General features: G+C 29.3%; 22 protein-coding genes. 19 read left to right on the top strand and 3 right to left on the bottom strand.

Features of this window, described 5'->3' with window-relative positions:
* The first annotated feature begins 16 nt into the window (after positions 1-16).
* The 8 genes from rplM to Q0K54_RS02070 all read left to right on the top strand — a co-directional run bounded on the left by rplM (position 17) and on the right by Q0K54_RS02070 (position 5,598).
* Positions 17-454 carry a 50S ribosomal protein L13 gene (rplM, locus tag Q0K54_RS02105; protein ID WP_294578191.1) on the top strand — a complete coding sequence of 146 codons (438 nt, stop codon included), beginning with the start codon at positions 17-19 and terminating at the stop codon, positions 452-454.
* A gap of 18 nt (positions 455-472) precedes the next feature.
* Positions 473-865, top strand: a complete 393-nt coding sequence (gene rpsI / locus Q0K54_RS02100) for a 30S ribosomal protein S9 (protein WP_294578190.1) — start codon at positions 473-475, stop codon at positions 863-865.
* 241 nt (positions 866-1,106) lie between these two features.
* Entirely contained in the window at positions 1,107-1,397 is a 291-nt protein-coding gene (rhuM, locus tag Q0K54_RS02095; protein WP_294578189.1) for a RhuM family protein, read from the top strand.
* 115 nt (positions 1,398-1,512) lie between these two features.
* Positions 1,513-2,451 (top strand): Abi family protein, encoded by a 939-nt coding sequence (locus Q0K54_RS02090; RefSeq protein WP_294578188.1) that lies wholly within the window; start codon positions 1,513-1,515, stop codon positions 2,449-2,451.
* A 637-nt stretch (positions 2,452-3,088) separates the two neighbouring features.
* On the top strand, positions 3,089-3,772 hold the full coding sequence (locus Q0K54_RS02085) for a SatD family protein (protein ID WP_294578187.1): 684 nt from the start codon (positions 3,089-3,091) through the stop codon (positions 3,770-3,772).
* Entirely contained in the window at positions 3,762-4,502 is a 741-nt protein-coding gene (locus tag Q0K54_RS02080; RefSeq protein WP_294578186.1) for a DUF3307 domain-containing protein, read from the top strand. The genes Q0K54_RS02085 and Q0K54_RS02080 overlap by 11 nt, the downstream gene beginning before the upstream one ends.
* Positions 4,503-4,721: 219 nt before the next feature.
* The gene (locus Q0K54_RS02075; protein WP_294578185.1) at positions 4,722-5,042 is read left to right on the top strand and encodes a PadR family transcriptional regulator; all 321 of its coding nucleotides are present in this window, start codon (positions 4,722-4,724) and stop codon (positions 5,040-5,042) included.
* A gap of 1 nt (position 5,043) precedes the next feature.
* Positions 5,044-5,598 carry a DUF2812 domain-containing protein gene (locus Q0K54_RS02070; protein ID WP_294578184.1) on the top strand — a complete coding sequence of 185 codons (555 nt, stop codon included), beginning with the start codon at positions 5,044-5,046 and terminating at the stop codon, positions 5,596-5,598.
* Positions 5,599-5,682: 84 nt separating this feature from the next.
* On the opposite strand, the gene Q0K54_RS02065 is transcribed toward Q0K54_RS02070, so the two are convergent.
* Positions 5,683-7,563: an FAD-dependent oxidoreductase gene (locus Q0K54_RS02065; RefSeq protein ID WP_294578183.1), complete on the bottom strand. Its 1,881-nt coding sequence runs from the start codon at positions 7,561-7,563 to the stop codon at positions 5,683-5,685.
* 131 nt (positions 7,564-7,694) lie between these two features.
* Between Q0K54_RS02065 and Q0K54_RS02060 the strand changes: the two genes are divergently transcribed.
* Positions 7,695-8,207 (top strand): TetR/AcrR family transcriptional regulator, encoded by a 513-nt coding sequence (locus tag Q0K54_RS02060; protein ID WP_294578182.1) that lies wholly within the window; start codon positions 7,695-7,697, stop codon positions 8,205-8,207.
* Between the two features lie 42 nt (positions 8,208-8,249).
* On the opposite strand, the gene Q0K54_RS02055 is transcribed toward Q0K54_RS02060, so the two are convergent.
* Positions 8,250-8,987: an SDR family oxidoreductase gene (locus Q0K54_RS02055; RefSeq protein ID WP_294578181.1), complete on the bottom strand. Its 738-nt coding sequence runs from the start codon at positions 8,985-8,987 to the stop codon at positions 8,250-8,252.
* Between the two features lie 133 nt (positions 8,988-9,120).
* Between Q0K54_RS02055 and Q0K54_RS02050 the strand changes: the two genes are divergently transcribed.
* From Q0K54_RS02050 to Q0K54_RS02005, 10 genes are all read left to right on the top strand, one after another.
* Complete coding sequence (locus tag Q0K54_RS02050; RefSeq protein ID WP_294578180.1) at positions 9,121-10,008, top strand: LysR family transcriptional regulator; 888 nt, start codon at positions 9,121-9,123, stop codon at positions 10,006-10,008.
* A 234-nt stretch (positions 10,009-10,242) separates the two neighbouring features.
* The gene (locus Q0K54_RS02045) at positions 10,243-10,707 is read left to right on the top strand and encodes a PTS transporter subunit EIIC (protein ID WP_294578179.1); all 465 of its coding nucleotides are present in this window, start codon (positions 10,243-10,245) and stop codon (positions 10,705-10,707) included.
* The gene (locus tag Q0K54_RS02040; RefSeq protein WP_294578178.1) at positions 10,625-11,473 is read left to right on the top strand and encodes a PTS sugar transporter subunit IIC; all 849 of its coding nucleotides are present in this window, start codon (positions 10,625-10,627) and stop codon (positions 11,471-11,473) included. The genes Q0K54_RS02045 and Q0K54_RS02040 overlap by 83 nt, the downstream gene beginning before the upstream one ends.
* Before the next feature lie 92 nt (positions 11,474-11,565).
* Positions 11,566-13,074 carry a DNA methylase gene (locus Q0K54_RS02035; protein WP_294578177.1) on the top strand — a complete coding sequence of 503 codons (1,509 nt, stop codon included), beginning with the start codon at positions 11,566-11,568 and terminating at the stop codon, positions 13,072-13,074.
* The gene (locus tag Q0K54_RS02030) at positions 13,074-13,496 is read left to right on the top strand and encodes a hypothetical protein (protein WP_294578176.1); all 423 of its coding nucleotides are present in this window, start codon (positions 13,074-13,076) and stop codon (positions 13,494-13,496) included. Before Q0K54_RS02035 ends, Q0K54_RS02030 begins: the two co-directional genes overlap by 1 nt.
* Before the next feature lie 99 nt (positions 13,497-13,595).
* Positions 13,596-14,360: an ABC transporter ATP-binding protein gene (locus tag Q0K54_RS02025; RefSeq protein ID WP_294578175.1), complete on the top strand. Its 765-nt coding sequence runs from the start codon at positions 13,596-13,598 to the stop codon at positions 14,358-14,360.
* A complete protein-coding gene (locus Q0K54_RS02020; protein ID WP_294578174.1) occupies positions 14,350-16,344 on the top strand; it encodes an FtsX-like permease family protein in 1,995 nt (664 codons plus the stop codon). Before Q0K54_RS02025 ends, Q0K54_RS02020 begins: the two co-directional genes overlap by 11 nt.
* A gap of 62 nt (positions 16,345-16,406) precedes the next feature.
* Positions 16,407-17,072, top strand: coding sequence for a response regulator transcription factor (locus Q0K54_RS02015; protein WP_294578173.1), 666 nt, complete (start codon positions 16,407-16,409; stop codon positions 17,070-17,072).
* Positions 17,069-18,067, top strand: coding sequence for a HAMP domain-containing sensor histidine kinase (locus tag Q0K54_RS02010; protein ID WP_294578172.1), 999 nt, complete (start codon positions 17,069-17,071; stop codon positions 18,065-18,067). The genes Q0K54_RS02015 and Q0K54_RS02010 overlap by 4 nt, the downstream gene beginning before the upstream one ends.
* A gap of 203 nt (positions 18,068-18,270) precedes the next feature.
* The gene (locus Q0K54_RS02005) at positions 18,271-19,365 is read left to right on the top strand and encodes a glycerol dehydrogenase (RefSeq protein ID WP_294578171.1); all 1,095 of its coding nucleotides are present in this window, start codon (positions 18,271-18,273) and stop codon (positions 19,363-19,365) included.
* A gap of 41 nt (positions 19,366-19,406) precedes the next feature.
* Here the strand turns inward: Q0K54_RS02005 and Q0K54_RS02000 are convergent, their stop codons facing one another.
* Positions 19,407-21,074, bottom strand: a complete 1,668-nt coding sequence (locus Q0K54_RS02000; RefSeq protein WP_294578170.1) for a bifunctional UDP-sugar hydrolase/5'-nucleotidase — start codon at positions 21,072-21,074, stop codon at positions 19,407-19,409.
* Positions 21,075-21,301: the final 227 nt, after the last annotated feature.

Below are 21,301 nucleotides of genomic sequence, written 5' to 3'. Positions count from 1 at the left end.
TAAAGGAGAAGAAAATATGAGACAAACAACTATGGCTAATGCAGCCACAATCGAAAGAAAATGGTATGTAGTAGATGCTGAAGGTATGACTTTAGGTCGTTTAGCATCTGAAGTAGCAAAAGTGTTAAGAGGTAAACATAAACCTACTTATACACCACATGTAGACACTGGTGATTATGTGATTATTGTTAATGCTGATAAAGTAGTAATGACTGGTAAAAAATTAGATTCAGTTAAATACTATCATCATTCAGGTTGGCTTGGTGGTTTAAAAGTTAAAACAGCTCGCCAATTCAAAGAAAAAAATCCAACTGGTTGGGTTGAAGCAGCAGTAAAAGGGATGTTACCACATAATACATTAGGTAGAAAACAAGGTATGAAATTATTTGTTTATGCAGGTAGTGAACATCCACACGCAGCACAAAATCCTGTAGAATTAAAGATTAAAGGGTAAGGGAGGTAAGACAGAACAATGGCAAATGTACAATATCGCGGAACTGGACGTAGAAAAACTTCTGTAGCAAGAGTTATTTTAACACCTGGTACAGGAAATATTACAATTAATGATAAACCAGCTAAAGATTATTTACCATCAGAAACATTATTAATGATTGTTAATCAACCTTTAGAATTAACAAACACTACTAATCAATTTGATGTTAAAGTAAATGTTTATGGTGGAGGATATTCAGGACAAGCTGGAGCTATCCGTCATGGTATTTCAAGAGCATTATTGGAAGCTGGTTCTGATTACAGACCAACTCTAAAAGCTGCTGGATTCCTTACTCGTGATGCACGTGTTAAAGAACGTAAAAAATATGGTCTTAAAAAAGCAAGACGTGCGCCACAATTCTCTAAGAGATAATTTCAAACAAATACAAAGAAGATTCAAGATTATCTTGGATCTTTTTTGTGTTTTTTAATGAGATAAGAGTGAGGTAGTTATATAATAAAGTAATTAGTAAAATTTTAAATGAAGAAGGTGATATTATGAATGATACAGTAGAAAGAAATGAAATAGTTCAATTTAAGGATGGAGATTTTGTATTAGGCGTTAATCTTTCTCCTGATAAACAGTTTGATTAAATCAAAAGCAAATAGCTAGTTTGTTTAGAATTGATAGAACTGTTGTTACGAGGTATATTAAAAATATTTTTAAATCAGGTGAACTTGATGAAAATAGCATGTGTGCAAATTTTGCACATATGGGTAAACTTGGTGTTCAAGAATATAATGTAAAGTATTATAATTTAGATGTTATTTTAGCTGTTGGATATAGAACGAATTCAGCTAAAGGTATTCTTTTTAGAAAATGGGCTAATAATATATTGAAAAGATTAGAGAAGTATTTAGACTTTGTGAGAAGTTTAAATGCTTTTTTTCATTATAAACTATAAACTCTGATTGAGTAATATGTTATTTATAAATTCAAGATTATCTTGCATTTTTGTTATAATATGTAGAATACTGTATTAGTAAATGAAATAATTCCTTGAAAAGGGAGTGAATATTATGTCAGAAAATGGTACTTTAGAATTAAAAAAATCACGAACGATAGAAGATAGGATAGATAAATTACAAAAAAGACATTTGTTAATTGATGATTATCAGTTACTATATAATTATATAAAAAATGTAAATACTTATTATCATATTACTGGATATAGATTTTTACTGGATAATTATAATGTTGAAGAAGACGACTATCATAATCATAAGTGTACAGAACTGATAGCTTTATGTGAGCTTGATAAAAGAATTTCTATAATGCTTTTTCAAGAAACAAGAAAAATAGAAGAATCTCTAAGAACAAAATTAGCAAATCTATGCGGCCAATATGATATGGTAACTTTTAAACTTGATGATATTCATAAAATATCTTTGTTAAAAGATAATTATTGTCTTGTTAATAATTCAATAGAAAAATTCATTGCTGAAAATACATATAATCGTATTTTGAGTAAAACTCTTTATAATGATATTATTAAAACAAGAGAAGAACCAGCAATCAAACATTATATCAATGCATATAATGGTATTATTCCTATTTGGGTAGCAATTAATTTTATTAGTTTTGGTACTTTAATAAAGTTAATCGATTGCTTAACTACTGTAAAGCTTAATGAATTTATGAAAGGGAAATCATATAAAAAACCTAAAGAAGTAATGGACCCCAGTAGAGTTGACTTAAAAGCTATCCATATGCTACGTAATAAAATATCTCATCATTCCAATATTTTAGGAAAACAATCTCCCTATATTGTTAAAGGAAAGTTATATTCAATCGTCTTTTTAGGATATATTTCAATTTGTCATTGGTCAAATTTTTTGCTTAATGAAAATTTAACATTACCTTTAAGACAAAAAATAGATGAAATTATTGAAGAAACTAATATAGAATACAATACAAAATTTGATTTTTCTATAATTCACAATAGAAAAATCAAATAATACTTTACATATAGAAAAAATTAAGGTATTATATATGTACGTTGTGAGAGGACTTGCGCGCCTCTCATTTTAATTTATTTGAATACTCATGTTAAATAGTTATAAGATGTTTTAGCAATACAACAAGTAATCGACAAAAAGGATTTAAAATTCTTATTTTATAAAGTTGCAGAGTTTTCAAAACGATAATTTCAAACAAATACAAAGAAGATTCAAGTTTATCTTGGATCTTTTTTTGTACTTTTCAATGAAATAATCGTGAATTATTTGATAAAAATAAATCAACTATTTCTAGACATATATCTAGTATTTTTAAAGAAGGAGAATTAGATGAAATTAGTTCAGTTGCAAAAAATGCAACACAACTAAAAAGGTATAATTCTCGTAAAAAAAAGAGAGAGTAGCAAATGTAATTGTAAATTATTCTAATTATAATGTTATTATTTTAGTAAGTATAAAATAAAATCAAGAGCGATAAAATAATAGTATATTAAGACAATACTTATTTTTAGACTAATAATTATTGATTATTAGTTTTTTTAATAATGATCAATAATTATAAGTTATATAACTTATAATTATTGATTATAATAATAAAAAGTATTATACTAAAAGTGAAATTTAGGTGGTGATAAGTATGTTTTTCTTTTTCAACAATAGTCCTTATATAGCTATTATTGGTGATGTAAAAAAATCGAGAAATATTAATGATCGCAGTGCTTTTCAAGAAAAATTAAAGCAAACGTTAATTAAAGTAAATCAGTTATATAGTGATTCTATAGCTTCTAATTTTACAATTACTTTAGGTGATGAATTTCAAGGATTATTACATTCTGGCAAATATATTATGGATATAATCCATTATATAAAAAAAGAAGTATATCCCAACAAGATCAGATTTGGTATCGGCATCGGCAATATTACAACAGAAATAAACTTTGAAATGTCGATTGGTGCTGATGGACCTGGTTATTATAAAGCCAGGGAAAGTGTAGAAAATCTTAAATTGTTAGAAAAGAAAAAAGAAAGTGCTTTTGGAGATATCGTAATCAGTATAGATGGCGATAATTTTTTACAGGAGTTGTCGCTAAATTCAATTTTCAAACTAATGTATAGTATCGAAAATAGTTGGACTAAAAAACAAAGAGAGGTAATTAATTATGTTTTATTCAATAAAATGAATCAGACTAAGACAGCAGAATATTTTAATGTTACCCAGTCGAATATTCAACAGATTTTATCAAAAGGGCATTTTTATGCATATAAGGATGCTTTTGATACTGTCAATAAAATATTGAGTGAGATAGAGTATGATAAGTAGTTATAAAGAAGCATTAGTAATGCTATTATTTGCTCACGTCTTGGCTGATTTTTATTTTCAAACTAAATTTATTGCACAGAAAAAGGAAAAAAATTTTAGATTTGTAGTTGTTCATAGTGTGATTTATGGATTGGTAAATTTAGTCTGGATTAAATTAATCTGTTTCGAGTTTGAAAATATATATTTATGGACAATAATTATTTCTCATTTTATGATTGATGCACTAAAATACTTTATTAAAAATAGAAAATTAAAAAATGAGTACGATAAATATATTTTTGTAGTTGATCAACTTTTACATTTGATCATATTACTAGTTATTTGTTATCTAATAATTGACTCTGGTAAAACCTATGAATACAATAAAACGATTTTAGATATATTTAATGCTATGGGATTATCGCTTCAAATAAGTATTAGTTTTTTTACCCAATTATTGCTTATACATAAACCAGTAAATATATTTATAGTTAAGATGATGCAAGCTTATAAACCAACTAAAAAAGATGAGGAAAATACGATAAAAGCTGGAAGAATGATTGGGACTATCGAAAGAATTATTATGCTATTTTTCTTGTTGATTAATCAGTATTCTTCAGTAGGATTGGTTTTGACAGCTAAGTCAATAGCAAGATATAATAAAATAGCCGAAGATCAAGAATTTGCTGAATACTATTTACTAGGGACATTATTAAGTACTATTTGTGTTCTGGTAGTATCATTGATTTGAAGTTTTTAAGCTGAATAATAACTAAAAGAAAGATTCAAGATCATCTTGGATCTTTTTATTAAACTATTTTAATGAAAATCTAATATTTCAAAATATAAATATGATTAATGATATCAATACTTGAAAATATTAAATATTCTGCTAATATATAGTTATACGATATATAGAGTTACGATATATAGTTAAACTATATAATTTTATGAATAATGGAGGTGAAGTATGAAAGCTGGTCCTTTAACTGAAACAACGTTTTATATACTTTTATCATTAGCATTAGAACCACTTCATGGTTATGGTATCATCAAAAAAGTCGAAGAGCTAAGTAGTCATTCAATTGTATTGGCGGCTGGTACTTTATATGGTGCTCTTGATAATTTGAAAAAATCAGGATTAATTGAACAGATTTCAAATAGTGATAATTCTAGAAGAAAAGTTTATCGTTTGACAACAAAGGGGCAAGAAGTATTAAATGATGACTATTTAAGAATTAAAAATTTATTTTTTGTGGCCCAAAATATCTTAGATAAGGAGAATAGTTGATATGTTAGCAGTTAGATTATATTCAGGTAGTAAATCTATGGAAAAATATCTAAATAATAAAGCAGATAAAGGATATATTTTAGATAGTATAACACCGTTTAGCTTGTTTGTACCTTTAAAAATAGATATTTATAAATTCAAAAAATCTAAAGATAGAAAAAGAATTATATATCGTGTGGACTCTAGGAATGTTAAAAAAGAGGATATGCAAGAATATAAACAAATTTTTCTTGATGATGGCTGGCATTATTTTAATGATAATTATGCCAATGATACGTATACAAGTAATAATATATTCTATTCTGATGATCCATTGAAATCTGATATTTTTTCCGATGAAGAATCTAAAAAAGCCCGAGATAGAGATAGTGCCGTTCAAAGTTTATGGAAAGGAATATTTTTAGCTTTAGTGTTTTTATATTTTCAGGTGTTATTTCCAACGGCTTTTACTAGTGGCAATAATGGTTTTATAGCATTTGTTTCGCATAACTTTTATATAATTGTGGCAATAGTTATCATCATCATCTCTTTGATACAATATATTAAAAATAAATAATGCTATATTTTAAATTAACAAAATACTACTAAAAAATAATCTCCTGCTTTATAGACAGGAGATTATTTATGTTAAGCAGCTTGATTATAGATATTCCTTAGCATTTTCATAACCACTATGAACGGCATGATATAAAGTACCACCATGTTCAATGCTACAATCACCAATGATACGAGTGATATCCACGATATCATCTAATTCTTCAATTTTTTCTAAATCAGGTTTAACTCCTAATGATAAAACAACAGTATCACATGATAATAATTCTTCATGACCATCTTTATAGGTAATAATTGCGCCATTTTCACTAACGTCTTTTAAAGAAACTTCGCAGATAAATTTAACATGTTCTTTTTTTAATAACTGTTTTAAACCAATCATGCTAATTTCAACACTATCAGCACCAATTTCTTCTTTACGAAGACGATCAATTACAGTGACATTCTTACCTTCTCTAGCTAATTCTAAAGCAGTTTCTAATCCCGTAAATCCGGCACCAACAATTACAACATTATCTTTAACGGAAACTTTTTTTAAATCAACGTCACCGGCATAGACGACATTTTCCATATGACTAAATGTTGGTAAAATTGGATTAGAACCAATAGCGATAAAGAGGGCATAAGGATTAATTTCTTTTATTAGTTCTGGAGTTACTATTGTATTGGTATAAATTGTGATATTTGAATCGTTTTCGATACTTCTAATTGACCATTCAAGATATTTTTTCATATCTTGTTTAAAAGAAGCACCACTGGCCATTTTTAAAGCGCCACCTAAAGTAGCATCTTTTTCATAGAGTAATACTTGATATCCTTTTTTAGAAGCAACTCTGGCAACTTCCATCCCGGCAGGGCCACCACCAACAATCATAACTTTTTTATCAGTTTTGATTGGATAGATAGGTGGGAATTGGGTTTCTTTTCCTAATGTTGGATTTACAGCACATTGAACTTTGATCATTTTTGAGTGAGTTCGATTGATACAGTTATTACAACGGACGCATGGTCGTGTTAAATTAGATTTATTGTTTTGAGCGTTGATGATACAATTGGGATCAGCATAGATATTTCTAATCATAGCCACGACATCAACATCACCATTATCAATAACTTCCATTGCTTTATCCATATCAAAGCCACCAACGACAGCAACTGGTTTGTTTAATGCTTTTTTCATTTGTTTAGTCGCATTTAAATTCATTCCTCTAGGGAAGTATGTTGGCATAAATAAATATGGCAGGCATTCATTTTTCTCTAATAAACCACGGGATACATGAAATAAATCAACATATTCTTCAATGGCTTTAGCATATTCGATAGTTTCATCTAAAGTAGAATAACCATCTAATATTTCCTCACCGCTAATTCGATACTCAATGGCCAGTTTATCACCAACGCGATTACGAATTTGTTGCAAGAGCTCTTTACCAAATTGATGGCGATTACCAAAACGGTCAGTACGATGATTATATTTTCTAGAAAAAAACATTGATGGAACATTACCATGAGCTCCGTGAATCATTATCATATCAAATCCAGCAATTAAACAATTTTCCGCTGAATCAACATACATTTGAATTAACTCTTCTACTTGCTCGGTAGTTAAATCATTAACTAGTTTTTCACCCGGAACTAGCATATAATAGCCATGAACTAATTCAATGTTTGCTAGGCTTCCATGTCTATGAATTACTTCTGTAACATCGCATAAATCGGAAATCATTAACTTATTGTTGATATCGAGAATAGGAACCCCACTAGGTTTACCACTGATATCCGAAACACCAACAGTAACAATTCCGGCATTACTTTTGGCTAGATGGTTCATATACGCTAAAAACTCATGGTTAACATCACCATTTTTACCAGATATAAAAGAACCAGCTGGTGATACTTCAATTCGATTTTTAGCAACTTTGGTTCCAATTTTAATAGGAGTAAAGACTTGACTTTTGTTCTTCATTTTTTTCACCTCTGTTTAATTATAAAATTTATTAAGTTTACTACAATAAACAACCAAACCAAGCTGTAAAATTTTTTTACAAATAGTCTAAATTGTAAAAAGATGTTACAATACAATAAAGAGGGATAAATATGAGTGATAGAACGAAAAAACAATTATCAAAAGCATTATTAGAATTATCAAAAAATCATCGAATTGAAGATATATCAATTAAAGATATAACAGATTATTGTGAATTAAATCGAGTTTCTTTTTATTATCATTTTAAAGATAAACAAGATTTAATGCGTTATATTTATGCTAATTTCAAAAAAACGTTAAATTTAGCTGAAGGACATCAAAAAGAAAATACCAGACAGCTAATTTTATTTATGCAAGAATATCCGGATTTTTTTAAACAGGCATTTCAAGAAACTGGACAAAATAATTTTAAAACTGAGTTTATTAAGATGATGGAAGGTGATTATAAAATAATGTTAGAAAATAAAAATAATCACACTGCCAGACATACCCAAGATTTTTTGGCGCTATTTTTTTCTTATGCAACCGTTGATATGTTTGAATATATTATTAATAGCAATAATATTAATATCGATGAAATTGTTGATGATTTTGAATATGCGATGAATGTTGGCTTTCGATAATAAAAACACGTCTGAGCGTGTTTTTACTTTAATAGATTTATATTATCCTTCAAAGGTTGGACGAACAACTAAGTCGGATACATCTACTCCATCTGGCTGAGAAATAGCATATAATACGGCATTGGCAATTGTATCAGGTTGTAAACCAAATTGTTCATAGAATCCAGCAACCTTTTTTTTATGATCATTTTCAGCAACAGCATTTAATAACTCAGTTTTAATTGCTCCAGGATAAATTGTTGTTGTTCTAATATTTTTACCTTCCTGGTTAGTTTCTGAATTAAATGATTGTAGCATTACTTTGACAAAATGCTTTGTACCACAATAAACAGCATTTCCAGGAACTAGTGTTGTTCCTGCTCTAGATGATGTAATAATAATATGACCAGAATTTTGATCATAGAATTCTGGAATGATTGCATACATTGAATTTAATACTCCTTTAATATTAATATCAACCATGTTCATCCACCCTTTATAGTCCAATTCTGACATATTACCAGCTGGCATGATTCCTGCATTAGCAAATAAAACATCAACTTTTCCAAATTTTTCTTTGGCCAGTTTGACAATTGCCTGCATATCTTCAACACTAGTGACATCTGATTTTAAGTAAGCAGCATTATCTCCTAGTTCATTAGCTAATTTTTCAAGTCGTTCTTCACGGCGACCACTTAAAACCACCTTTGCTCCATTAGTGGCTAATACTCTAGCAGTAGCTTCTCCAATCCCTGAAGTAGCACCTGTAATAATTATAACTTTGTTTTCAACGTTTTCCATCTTTGGTACCTCCTTGTTTTTATACTTATATTCTAGCAACATCATTACAAAAAAAATAATTGTTAAAAATCATAGATTTATGAGTATAAATCATAATATAATATGATTATATTGCATAGATAGGAGTGGTATGATGGAACTTAGACAATTGAAATATGTATTGGCGATTGCAAAGTATGGAACAATGCTTAAAGCTGCTGAAGAATTATATATTTCACAATCAGGTTTGACCCGTTCTTTAAAATCATTAGAAAATGAGTTAGGAATAGAATTATTTGATCGAATTAATAATCGTTTAATTATCAATGAATATGGCAAGACTGTTGTAGAAGGAGCTAAAAAGATACTAAAAGATGTTGATGAATTGCAGACAAAAGTAATTAATCAGTATAATTTAAATAATAATTTAGTTATTGCTTCTTGTGCTCCAGCACCACTATGGGCTATTCGATATACATTGAAACGTCAGTATCCTGATTTATCATTTAGATATGAAGTTAATGGGGAGGTTGAAGAATTAATTAAGGGGTTAAATGATCATTTATATTCAGCAATTATCTTAGATTATCCCATGAGACGTGATGATGTAGTTTGTTTTAAAATATGCCAAGAAGTACTAAATATAGCTACAACTGCTGATCAACCATTTGCCGCTAAGAAGGAAACAACTTTTAAGGAATTAAATGGCTATAATTTTTTAGAATATGATAATACTGGATATTGGCATCAAGTATGTGTTGAAAATATGCCAGATTCACATTTTATCATTCAAAAAGAGTTGGAATTATATAAAATTTTACAAAAACAATCCACATTATTTACCTTTAGAACAAGTTTAACGATTCCAAGATTTCATCTTTATGAAGACCGCGTTTATATTCCGATTATCGATAAAGAAGCAACCTTATCTTTTTATCTTATTTGTAATAAAAATGAGTATTTTAAAATTGCTCAAATTAAAGATTATATTAATGAAGTTGATTGGACTCATTATCGAAGTGAAGATTTTGAAATTGGATAATCAAACTTAACTAATCCTGACAATAAATTATGTTGTTAGGATTTTATTAGCATATTTTCTTTTGATTAACAATAAATTTTTTTCTAATTATTTGTTGATTAGAAGGAGATTATTTTAATTTGTTATTATAAATAATTATTATTACGATAAAAAGTTATTGATTATTGGTGCTGGTGGCGCTATAATACCTCTATCACATAGAGAAGATGGGTGTGATAGGAAGGGGAATATCTAATGGATAAATTTTTAAATTGGATTCAAGATGTTTTGATACCACCATTAACTAAGTTGGGAAATCAAAGACACTTAATCGCAATTAGAAACGGGTTAACGATTACATTACCAGCAATCATCGGGGGATCAATCTTTTTGATTATTGGAAATATTCCAATTGATGCTTGGACAAATTTTATTGCTCCTTATGCAACTATGATTGGAGCAGCTTCAACTGTTTCAATTGGAATTATATCTTTATTGGCAGTTATTGGAATCAGTTATCATTTAGCTAAATCATATCGGATGGATACAATATCTAACGTTGGTTTAGCCGTCATGGCTTATATTATTACGCAGTTAAATGATGATTTTGCTATCAGTGTTGATGGTTTTGGCTCTGGTGGATTATTTACGGCTATTATTGCAGCAATTATCGGCGGTAGAAATTTCTCATTTTTGTTTAAAGAAAAATTTTACTATTAAAATGCCAGAAGGGGTACCACCGGCTGTTAGTAACTCATTTGTTACATTAATTCCTGGTGTGATAACATTAGTGTTATTTTGGGCTATAAGAGTGCCATTACACTTTAATGTAAATGAATTTGTAGAAACAATCTTTTCACCATTTGTTTTTGCTTTAAACAGTCTACCAGGAATTTTAGTTTATACGTTAGTTGTAAGTTTATTATGGTGTGCTGGTATTCATGGTGATATGACTTTAGAAGGAGTAGCAGATCCGATCTTTTTATCATTTGTTGCCGCTAATGCCTCAGCATTTGCTAATCACCAAGATTTACCATATATTACTGCTTCAGGTTTTTCTAGTTTATTTGTAAATGTTGGAGGAACTGGAGCAACATTAACATTAGTATTGTTGATGTTATTTTCTAAAAGTAAAGCTTACCAAGAGCTTGGTAAAGTATCTTTACCAGGGGCTTTGTTTGAAATCAATGAACCAATTATTTTTGGATTTCCGATTGTTATGAATCCAATTATGATGATTCCTTTTGTAGTAGTACCGTTAGTTCTTTGTACTCTATCGTATTTATTGATGGCTATTGGTTTGGTAGGAGCGCCAGTTACTGTAGTTCCTTGGACGATGCCACCAATTATTGGTCCGTTACTGGCAACTGGTTGGGATATCAGAGCTGCTATCTGGTCAGCTTGTGAAATTGTTATTGCAATTGTGATTTATTATCCGTTTTTTAAGATTGCTGAAAAGCAGATGTTAGAAAAAGAAACAAACTAAGTTTTAGTCAATGAAGAAAATTAATTCTTCATTGGTTTTTATTGTTTAAAAATTATTAAATATAGTAAAATAGAAATAAAGGTGGTGATAAGATGGGTCAACATGTTTATATTGCAATTGATTTAAAATCCTTTTATGCATCGGTTGAATGTAAAGAACGGGGGCTTGACCCGTTAACTACTAACTTAGTAGTAGCTGATGAAAGCAGAACTGAAAAAACAATTTGTCTGGCTGTATCACCATCGTTAAAACAATATGGAATTCCAGGGCGGGCCCGGTTATTTGAAGTGATTCAAAAGGTAAAAGAAATAAATGTACAAAGACAACGAAAAATCAATGGCCGTGCTTTTAAAGGAGAATCTAGTAACGATAAAGAGTTGCAAAAAGATCCATTTTTAAAACTTTCATTTATTATAGCTACACCAAGAATGGCTTTTTATTTAGATTATAGTACTGAAATATATAATATTTATTTAAAATATGTTGCTCCTGAAGACCTTCATGTTTATTCAATAGATGAGGTTTTTATCGATGCTACCCATTATTTAACTAATTTACAAATGAAACCAAAAGAGTTTGCTAAAATGATTATTCAGGATATCTATGATTCAAAAGAGCTAACTGCAACAGCTGGAATCGGAACTAATCTTTATTTATGTAAAGTAGCTATGGATATTGTTGCTAAACATATAAAACCCGACCGGGATGGGGTACGAATTGCCGTATTAAACGAGGGGATGTATCGTAAGTATTTGTGGAATCATCAACCAATTACTGATTTTTGGCGAGTTGGTCGTGGTTATGAAAAACGTTTACGTCAAGTTGGTTTATATACAATGGGAGATATTGCCAAATGTTCAGTTGGAAAAGCTGGTGAGTATTATAATGAAGATTTGTTGTATGATCTTTTTGGGGTTAATGCTGAGTTATTAATCGATCATGCCTGGGGGTATGAACCATGTACTATGAAAGAAATTAAAGCTTATAAACCAGAGCATAATAGCATTGGGGCCGGGCAGGTGTTAAGTTGCCCTTATGATTTTGATAAAGGACGCTTAGTTTTAAAAGAAATGCTAGATGCTCTAGCCCTGGATTTAGTGGCTAAACAGCTGGTAACTGATCAAATTGTGATTACGATTGGTTACGATCGTGACAATTTAAAACATAATTATCATGGGGAGATCATGAGTGATCGTTACGGTCGTAAGATTCCTAAACATGCTCATGGAACTATTAATCTTGGCAGTTATACATCGTCTGCAACTATTATTAGAGAAAAAGTATTAAGATGGTATGAAACAAAAGTTAATAAATCATTATATATTCGGCGTTTTAATCTTTCAGCTAGTCATGTAATTGATGAAAAAAGTTTGGAACAAAGAGAACTATATCAACAAATGGATTTGTTTACTGATTATAATAAAGTATTTAAACAAGAAGAAAAACAGAAAATAGACTTAGAAAAAGAGCGAAAATTACAGGAAGCAACTATCGCGATTAAGAAAAAATTTGGCAAAAATGCTGTTTTAAAAGGAATGAATCTAGAAGAAGGGGCAACAGGGCAAGAAAGAAATAAAACGATTGGAGGTCATAAAGCATAATGGCAACTAGAGATAATATTCATGACTATCGTGATATAATTGATTTACCACATCATGTATCTAATAAACATCCGCAGATGCCCTTGATGGATCGCGCAGCCCAATTTGCGCCATTTGCTGCCTTAACGGGTCATAAAGAAGCAATTCAAGAAACTCAACGGTTGACAACAAAGAAAAAAATGCTTGATGAAAATCAAAAAGAAACCATTGATCGTCAATTACAAATAATTATCCAAAAGCTCAAGACAAGACCACTAGTTAAAATTGTTTATTTTCAGCAAGATTTAAAAAAAGCTGGTGGCAAATATCTTGAAATAACAAGTCGAGTAATTAAGATTGATGAATATTCACGAAGAATTATTTTAGTAGATGGCCAAAAAATTAAAATTGAAGATATATATACGATTGAAATAATTAAATGATTTAACGAAACCTGCAAGAAGCAGGTTTTTTGTCTTACAAAACTGTAATTTTTATTTGCCAGTGGGGTTGTTATAATGAAAGCGGAAAGGGTGATTTAGATGGAAATATTAAAACTTACAAACGTTAAAAAATATTATGGCTCTAAAACCAACATTACTAAAGCAGTTAATGATTTATCACTTAGCGTTAATGAAGGTGAATTTGTCGCTATAATGGGAGCCAGTGGTTCGGGTAAAACTACATTATTGAATTGTATCGCGACAATTGACGAAGTAACTAGTGGTCATATTTATATTGGTGATAAAGATATTACAGAATTAAAGGAAAAAGATTTAGCAAAATTTAGGCGAGAAAACTTAGGCTTTGTTTTTCAGGATTTTAATTTATTAAATACTTTAACAATTGCTGAAAATATTTCTTTAGCATTAGTTATTAATAGGGAAGATGTTAATCTAGTAGATCAAAAAGTCAATGATATTGCACAAAAGTTAGGGATCATTGATATTTTAGATAAATATCCCTATGAGGTTTCGGGTGGTCAAAAACAGCGTTGTGCTTGTGCACGAGCTTTGATTAATCGTCCTAAGCTGATTTTAGCGGATGAACCGACCGGGGCTTTAGATTCTAAAAGTAGTCGGATGTTACTAGAAACAATGGATGAAATGAATCGTCAATTAAAAGCAACAATATTGATGGTTACCCATGATTCCTTTAGTGCCAGCTTTTGTAGTCGAGTTTTATTTTTAAAAGATGGAAGAATTTTTAATGAGATAATCAAAGGCGAAAAAACTAGAAAAGCTTTTTTTGATGAAATATTAGATGTATTAACATTGTTAGGTGGCGATATTCAAAATGTTATGTAAATTAGCACTTAGAAATGTTCAAAGAAGTTTAAAAGATTATCTAATTTATATCATGACCGTAATCATGGCTTTTTCTTTGATCTTTGCTTTTAATTTTGTTTCCTTTTCTCAAGAAATTAATGAATTATCAAGTACCATGGATAATTTAAAATATGCAGTTATTTTTGTGACTTTGATTATTTTATTTGTTGTTGCCTGGTTGATTAATTATACAACCCGGTTTATGTTTGAAAAAAGAAGTCAGGAATTTGGGACATATCTGATTTTAGGAATTGAAAAAAAGTATATTAATCGGATGTTTATTTTAGAAAATTTAATTTTAGGAATTATGGCTTTTTTGATTTCTTTTATCATTGGAATTATTTTTGGCAATCTTTTTTCGGCAATTATCATGACTTTATTTAAAATGCCATACCAAGTTTCTTTACAAATAAATAAAGAGCCTATTTTGCTTTCAATTATCTATTTTATTTTGATTTATGCTTTTGTCCTTATTAGAAGCAGTCGCCGAATGCAAAAGATGAAGATTCATGATTTATTATATCTGGAAAAGAAAAATGAAGCAGTGATCTGGAAAAAGAAAAAATATCGTAATTTATTATTTATTTTATTTGTTATCTTAGGAGTTATTGGCCTATTTCTTTGTGATCGGTTCTTTTTAGAAATGGAGCCATCTAGTTTATTGTTATTAGGGGGATCCATAGTATTATTAATTATTAGTATTTATGGTATTACCTTTACTTTAAGTGATTTTATTTTAGCATTTATTAATAAACGAAATAAATTAAAATATCGTAATGATAACTTGTTTGTCGCTAAAAATTATGAAGCTAAATCAAAAACAATTGGGATGACTTTAGGAACATTATCATTATTAATTACATTAAATTTAGTTTGCATGAATATGTCTTTTGTAATGAAAGATGCATATGAAAATAACATTGAGCAACAAGCTCCTTATGATGTGATAATTGGTGATATTTATAGTGAAACTGATGATGGTTTTTTTGGAATAAACGATAATAGACAACAGGCCCAAAAATATATTGATTATATTCATGAGCACTATAAAATCAATCAAGAATTAGATTATCAAATATATACCACAAAAGATAATCAAATTGCTAAGTATATTGAAGATATTGGCCCTCATGGTTTATTTAATTACGATTGTTATCTTAAAGAATCAGTCTATAATCAATTAGTAACAATGCTAGGTGGTCAAGCCATATCATTAGATAATGAATATTTAGTAACTGGTGATAAAACGATTGCAGATGGATTAGATAATATTGCTGGTAATCAGGCAGATATAACTATTAATGGACAGCGATTATCTTTTAAAGCAACGACGATGGAATATTTTCGTTTAGCATGGGGTACGGGAAATAGTTTTTTAATCGTAGTTCCTAATGATGTAATTGAGCATATGACCGTAGTTAATGAATTATATGTTTTGGATACTGATGAAAAATTAGGTGAGGAAGATAATGATCAATTAGAACAATTAGGGTATTATCAGTTTAATGATAGTGGCAGTACTTTTCAATACTATCCAGTAGTAGTCAGAGGATATTATGAAGCCGCTAACTATTCAGCAATGACGATCTTTTCATTTTCGCTTATTTATATCAGTTTTATTTTTATAACAGTTGTCGGGACGATTTTATCAATTCAAACACTTAGTGATTCTAATAAAAATAAATATCAATATCAATTGTTAAGTAAATTAGGTGTTAGTGAAAGTAATATTAATAAAACGATTTTAAAGCAAATAACAGCTAATTTTATTTTCCCAATTATTTATCCAATCATTATTGCTTTAATAACGGCTTATTCAATTGATCATCTATTTTATCAAATTACTAGTGCTTCGATGAATTATTTATTGACGGTTTTACTGGTAATTGTGATCTTTATGATTATTTATAGTGTTTACTATATTGCTACTTACTTAACTTTTAAAAATAATGTAATGGATTAAAGCTCAGTTATGGGCTTTTTTCTATTGGTGATATAATATATATTTAATAAGAGGTGTAGAAGATGGCTAGAGTATTAATCGTTGAAGATGATAAAAGGGTGCGAATGGAGTTAAAAGAGTTATTAGAGAATCAAGGTTACGATGTAGCAACAATAGACGATTTTACAAGAGATATTGTAGATGATGTGAATCAAATTGATAAAAATTTAATTTTACTAGATATTAATTTGCCCAATCAAAATGGTTTTGATATTTGTCGCCAAATCAAGCAATATGAATCTGTGCCGATTATTTTTGTAACTAGTTTAACTAATGAAGAAGATGAACTAAAAAGTATTATTTCTGGTGGCAATGATTTTGTCACTAAACCATATAATAAAAGTATTTTACTGGCAAAAATTAAACGGGCACTAAGACAATCTGATCCAATTCAATATAAGGAATTAAAAGTACATAATGTGGTTTTAGATTTACATTTATCAATTATAAGATATCAGGAAATGGAAGTAGAATTGACTAGAAATGAATTTCATATTTTATATTATTTTTTTATGAATCCAGGTAAATTGATTACTAAAGAGGAGCTATTAGATTATTTATGGAATGAAAAGTACTATTTGGATGACAATATTTTAAATGTTAATTTAAATCGCTTACGTAAAAAGTTAAAAGAGATAGATCAAAAAGATTTTATTAAAACAATCAGAGGACAGGGATATCAGATATGATGCGTTATTTTGAAGAAAAAATTGGACTAATTACTTTTTATTTTTTATTTATTTTTATGCAATTCTTTTTTGGTTACATGATTGGTTTAAAGATAATGACAATTATCCCAATGTTTATCCTAAGTTTGCTTTTATTGTTTGGGTATTTGTTATTTGATTATTGTAAAATTAATAAACGAAATCAAGAAATTACTTTTCTAGTTGATAATTTAGAAGAAAAATATTTAATTTCCGAAGTAATAAAAAAACCAAAGCGATTAGAAAATATTGCGTATTACTATGCTTTAAAAAAAGCTACTAAAGCCATGAATGATAAAATAACGTTATTAGAAGGCAAATATAAAGGTTATCAAGAGTATATTGAAAGTTTTGTTCATGAAATTAAAACACCACTTGCAGCATTATCATTATATTGTGATAATCAAAAACTTGTTGAATTGAAACAAGAAGTAAATAAGATGGACAATTTAGTAGAACAAGTTTTATTTTATGCTCGAAGTGAAAATCCTCAAAAAGATTATTTTATTAAAGAAATTAATTTATCAGATGTAATTCATCAGATAATCATGCAAAATAAAGATTATTTTTTAATGCATAAAATTGCAATTGAGACTGATAATCTAGATATAAATGTTGCTAGTGATGAAAAATGGTTAATTTTTATTATCAATCAAATTATCAATAATTCCATTAAATATATGGATAAGAAACAAAAAAAGATCATCATTCAAGCTAAAAAAGAAAAAACTCAAATAATATTAGAAATTATTGATAATGGTATTGGAATCAAAGAAAGTGATTTATCCCGGGTATTTGAAGCCGGCTTTACCGGTAGCGATCGCTTAAAAACAAGAGCAACGGGAATGGGATTGTATTTAGCTAATAAAATTTGTTTAAAATTAGGTTTAAAGTTGCTGATAGCTTCAAAATATCATCAGGGCACTAAAGTTACAATTATTTTTCCTAACAGTGATTTTAATAAAATGAATGATTGATTGATAAAAAGGTCTTAGTTAATACTAAGATTTTTTTATTATAAATTATTAAAAATTATTGATAATATCAATAAACAATAATATTATTATTGACAATAATAAAAATACCACTATAATAAAATTGTAATCGATAAAAAACAATAATATAATAAATAAATACAATAAAACATTATTATTGTTTTAATGTAATGGGAGGTATGAAAATGACAAAAATAATTGGTAGTCCATCTCGCTATATCCAGGGAAAAGGAGAACTAAAGAATTTAACAAAACATGTTTCGGTTATTGGAAATAAATTAGCAGTGATCGTAGATAAAAATATTAAAGATATAGTGGTACCGGATATTAATGCAAGCATTCAAGAACAAATAACTGTAGATATTATTGATTTTAATGGTGAATGTTCGATGAATGAAATTAATCGAATCTGTAATCTAATTAAAGAAAAACAAGCAAATGTGATTGTAGGTGTTGGTGGTGGTAAGACATTGGATACTGCTAAAGCAGTAGGATATTATGCCAATATCCCAACAGTAATTGTACCGACAATTGCTTCTACAGATGCACCTTGTTCATCACTGTCTGTAATTTATAGTGACAATGGTGTTTTTGAAAAATATTTATATTTACCAAGTAGTCCTAATATTGTCTTAGTTGATACTCAGGTAGTTTGTAATGCGCCAGCTAGATTATTAGTAGCAGGAATTGGAGATGCTTTGGCAACCTATTTTGAAGCCAGAGCTTGTTATCGTAGTGACGCATTAAACTGTTTAAATGGGAATACTACTAAAGCTGCAATGGCCTTAGCTAGATTATGTTATGAAACATTACTATCTGATGGAATTTCAGCCGTATTAGCCGTAGAAAATCACGTTTGTACAAAAGCGGTAGAAAATATTATTGAAACAAATACTTATCTTAGTGGAATTGGTTTTGAATCAGGTGGCTTGGCTGGAGCCCACGCTATTCATAATGGATTAACTGCAATTCCAGCTACTCATAGTTTATATCATGGTGAAAAAGTTGCTTTTGGAACATTAGTTCAACTAGTATTGGAAAATGCTCATAAAAAGGAAATTGAAGAAGTAATTAATTTATGTAATGCAGTTGGCCTACCAACGACATTAGAAGATTTAAACATTTTGGAAGTAAATCCTGAGGAAATTATGGAAGTAGCAAAATTAGTTTGTTCACCTGATGATACTATTGGAAATATGCCTTTTAATGTAACGTGTGAAGATGTTTTTGCAGCAATTTTAGGTGCGGATCAATTAGGGAAATATTATAAAAATAAATAAGATAAAAGGTGATAATTTTAACGATTATCACCCTTTAAATATTAGTTAAGATATTGTTTCTTTTTTAAAGTAACGATTATTGCAAGTGGTGCTAAAGTTACTAAAAGCATCCAACCAAGGTTACTATTATCACCGGTATCAGGTGCAGTAGTTTTGGTATTATCAGGTTGATTAACAGTAGCCTGATCATTGTTAGTACCTGATTCTGGCTGATTTAAATCGGTATCGGGATCAGTTACGATAATTGGATCGCAACTTCCATCATCTATAAAGGTTAAAGTTGGCATTTGCCGGTACTGATCTTCGATAATTCCAAAACCAGCATAATTATCGATATAGATATCGGCTTGATTATCAGCTAAGCGAACACTATGACTACCATCGGTTACGGTGATTTTTAAAATACCATTTTCATCAGTTATTCCATTTTGGCGACTATCACCATCAAGGCGATATGATAGCTTTTGGTTGGCTAGTGGCTGTTGATTTTCATCGACAATTTTAATTGAAGCAGTATAATCTTTAGGCGTGTAACCATCACTAAGCATTTGAATTCGATTTTGAGATCTTGAATAATTAGTTAAAGTATTGTTGCTTAAACATTTTTGTAAATAAGCTTCAATTGTTTCTAATTCACCACCAGCTTCACCATATTTAGGTATGTCAGATAGCATTGTATAATTGCTGCCACCATTAGCAATATAGTTATTACTTACTAACATAATTTGGGTAGTGTCGTCATTACGATCTAAAATAGTATTGCTATTTGCTAGAGTAATTGAAGTTACTTTGGTATCTTGACCATCAGGATCATAAACAACATTAAATCCAGCAATCTGTAAAAAGCCACCAGAGTTAGCTTCTTGTAATAGCAGTCCTGTTTCTTTATCTTGACCATTTAAATAACTTCCGGATATTTCCATCATTTGATACAGAATTTTAGGGGTAATAACTTTTAAATATAAAGTATTGGCGTATGGAAATGCTTCGATTAGATTCCCAGTAGTAATTTGACCGTTAGCTAACTTAGCTCGAATACCGCCAGCATTTTCAACAGCCACAATAGGCATGGTTGCTTCAGGTCCATTAACGGTCTGTAAAAATGTTGCAGCAGCATTATAGAAAGCATCAGCGGCCAAGTCACCATAATTTGTTTCTACCAAACGAGCTATAGCAACAACTCCAATTTGACCAGCCCATAATGTTGTCTCGCTATTTCCGATTACTTCGTTTAAAATAGCTGCTTGTTCATTTTGGATTTCTTGAAGCTTATTAGTTACTTCTGCTTTAGGTTGAATATCTTTAAGGTTAGAAGCATTTAATAATTCTTCATTAACCATAACATCTTGTTGATCAAAATTTAATGTTAGTTTACCGACATTAGTCATTCCAGTTCCTGTTTGAACAATTGTAATGTCATTAACTTCTTTGTTTTCAGTTGTATGGCTGTGACCATCAATAATAACATCAATTTTATCTTGATATTCATCATTCATCGCCAAAGCTAAGTCTTCACTGTTGCATGTAACATCACCATCACCAAGATGACAAATTGCGATGATGGCATCAACGTTTTCAGCCTCTAATTCATCAATTTCTTTTTTGGCTGTTTCAATCTCATCTTTAAATTCTAAATCTTGAATACCAGCAGGATTAGTTGATGTAGCTGTATCAACAGTTGTTAAACCAAAGAATCCGATTTTCTTCAATGTCGTCAATTTAAGAAGATAAAAGGATATGTTTAGCTAATTAAGTATCTGATCATATCCTTTTCGTGTTTGAAAACGCTAAAAAAGCGTATAAATATCCCTTGATTTTTGATGATTTTTTTTAAATTTTAGGTTATAATTTATATAGACAAGGTGTTCTATACTACTATTACGATTTGACACGAAGAAATCCTTTTTTAACCTTTCTTATGGTTGGATTTCTTTTG

Source organism: uncultured Thomasclavelia sp., from assembly GCF_944324745.1.
Taxonomy (GTDB): Bacteria; Bacillota_I; Bacilli_A; order Erysipelotrichales; family Coprobacillaceae; genus Thomasclavelia.
This window is presented reverse-complemented; position numbering and strand designations above follow the sequence as displayed.

Bases quoted from the DNA above. Each gene is read 5' to 3' on its own strand.
- rplM (WP_294578191.1), top strand. From the start codon at position 17: ATGAGACAAACAACTATGGCTAATGCAGCCACAATCGAAAGAAAATGG.
- rpsI (WP_294578190.1), top strand. From the start codon at position 473: ATGGCAAATGTACAATATCGCGGAACTGGACGTAGAAAAACTTCTGTA.
- Q0K54_RS02090 (WP_294578188.1), top strand. From the start codon at position 1,513: ATGTCAGAAAATGGTACTTTAGAATTAAAAAAATCACGAACGATAGAA.
- Q0K54_RS02085 (WP_294578187.1), top strand. From the start codon at position 3,089: ATGTTTTTCTTTTTCAACAATAGTCCTTATATAGCTATTATTGGTGAT.
- Q0K54_RS02080 (WP_294578186.1), top strand. From the start codon at position 3,762: ATGATAAGTAGTTATAAAGAAGCATTAGTAATGCTATTATTTGCTCAC.
- Q0K54_RS02075 (WP_294578185.1), top strand. From the start codon at position 4,722: ATGAAAGCTGGTCCTTTAACTGAAACAACGTTTTATATACTTTTATCA.
- Q0K54_RS02070 (WP_294578184.1), top strand. From the start codon at position 5,044: ATGTTAGCAGTTAGATTATATTCAGGTAGTAAATCTATGGAAAAATAT.
- Q0K54_RS02065 (WP_294578183.1), bottom strand. From the start codon at position 7,563: ATGAAGAACAAAAGTCAAGTCTTTACTCCTATTAAAATTGGAACCAAA.
- Q0K54_RS02060 (WP_294578182.1), top strand. From the start codon at position 7,695: ATGAGTGATAGAACGAAAAAACAATTATCAAAAGCATTATTAGAATTA.
- Q0K54_RS02055 (WP_294578181.1), bottom strand. From the start codon at position 8,987: ATGGAAAACGTTGAAAACAAAGTTATAATTATTACAGGTGCTACTTCA.
- Q0K54_RS02050 (WP_294578180.1), top strand. From the start codon at position 9,121: ATGGAACTTAGACAATTGAAATATGTATTGGCGATTGCAAAGTATGGA.
- Q0K54_RS02045 (WP_294578179.1), top strand. From the start codon at position 10,243: ATGGATAAATTTTTAAATTGGATTCAAGATGTTTTGATACCACCATTA.
- Q0K54_RS02035 (WP_294578177.1), top strand. From the start codon at position 11,566: ATGGGTCAACATGTTTATATTGCAATTGATTTAAAATCCTTTTATGCA.
- Q0K54_RS02030 (WP_294578176.1), top strand. From the start codon at position 13,074: ATGGCAACTAGAGATAATATTCATGACTATCGTGATATAATTGATTTA.
- Q0K54_RS02025 (WP_294578175.1), top strand. From the start codon at position 13,596: ATGGAAATATTAAAACTTACAAACGTTAAAAAATATTATGGCTCTAAA.
- Q0K54_RS02020 (WP_294578174.1), top strand. From the start codon at position 14,350: ATGTTATGTAAATTAGCACTTAGAAATGTTCAAAGAAGTTTAAAAGAT.
- Q0K54_RS02015 (WP_294578173.1), top strand. From the start codon at position 16,407: ATGGCTAGAGTATTAATCGTTGAAGATGATAAAAGGGTGCGAATGGAG.
- Q0K54_RS02010 (WP_294578172.1), top strand. From the start codon at position 17,069: ATGATGCGTTATTTTGAAGAAAAAATTGGACTAATTACTTTTTATTTT.
- Q0K54_RS02005 (WP_294578171.1), top strand. From the start codon at position 18,271: ATGACAAAAATAATTGGTAGTCCATCTCGCTATATCCAGGGAAAAGGA.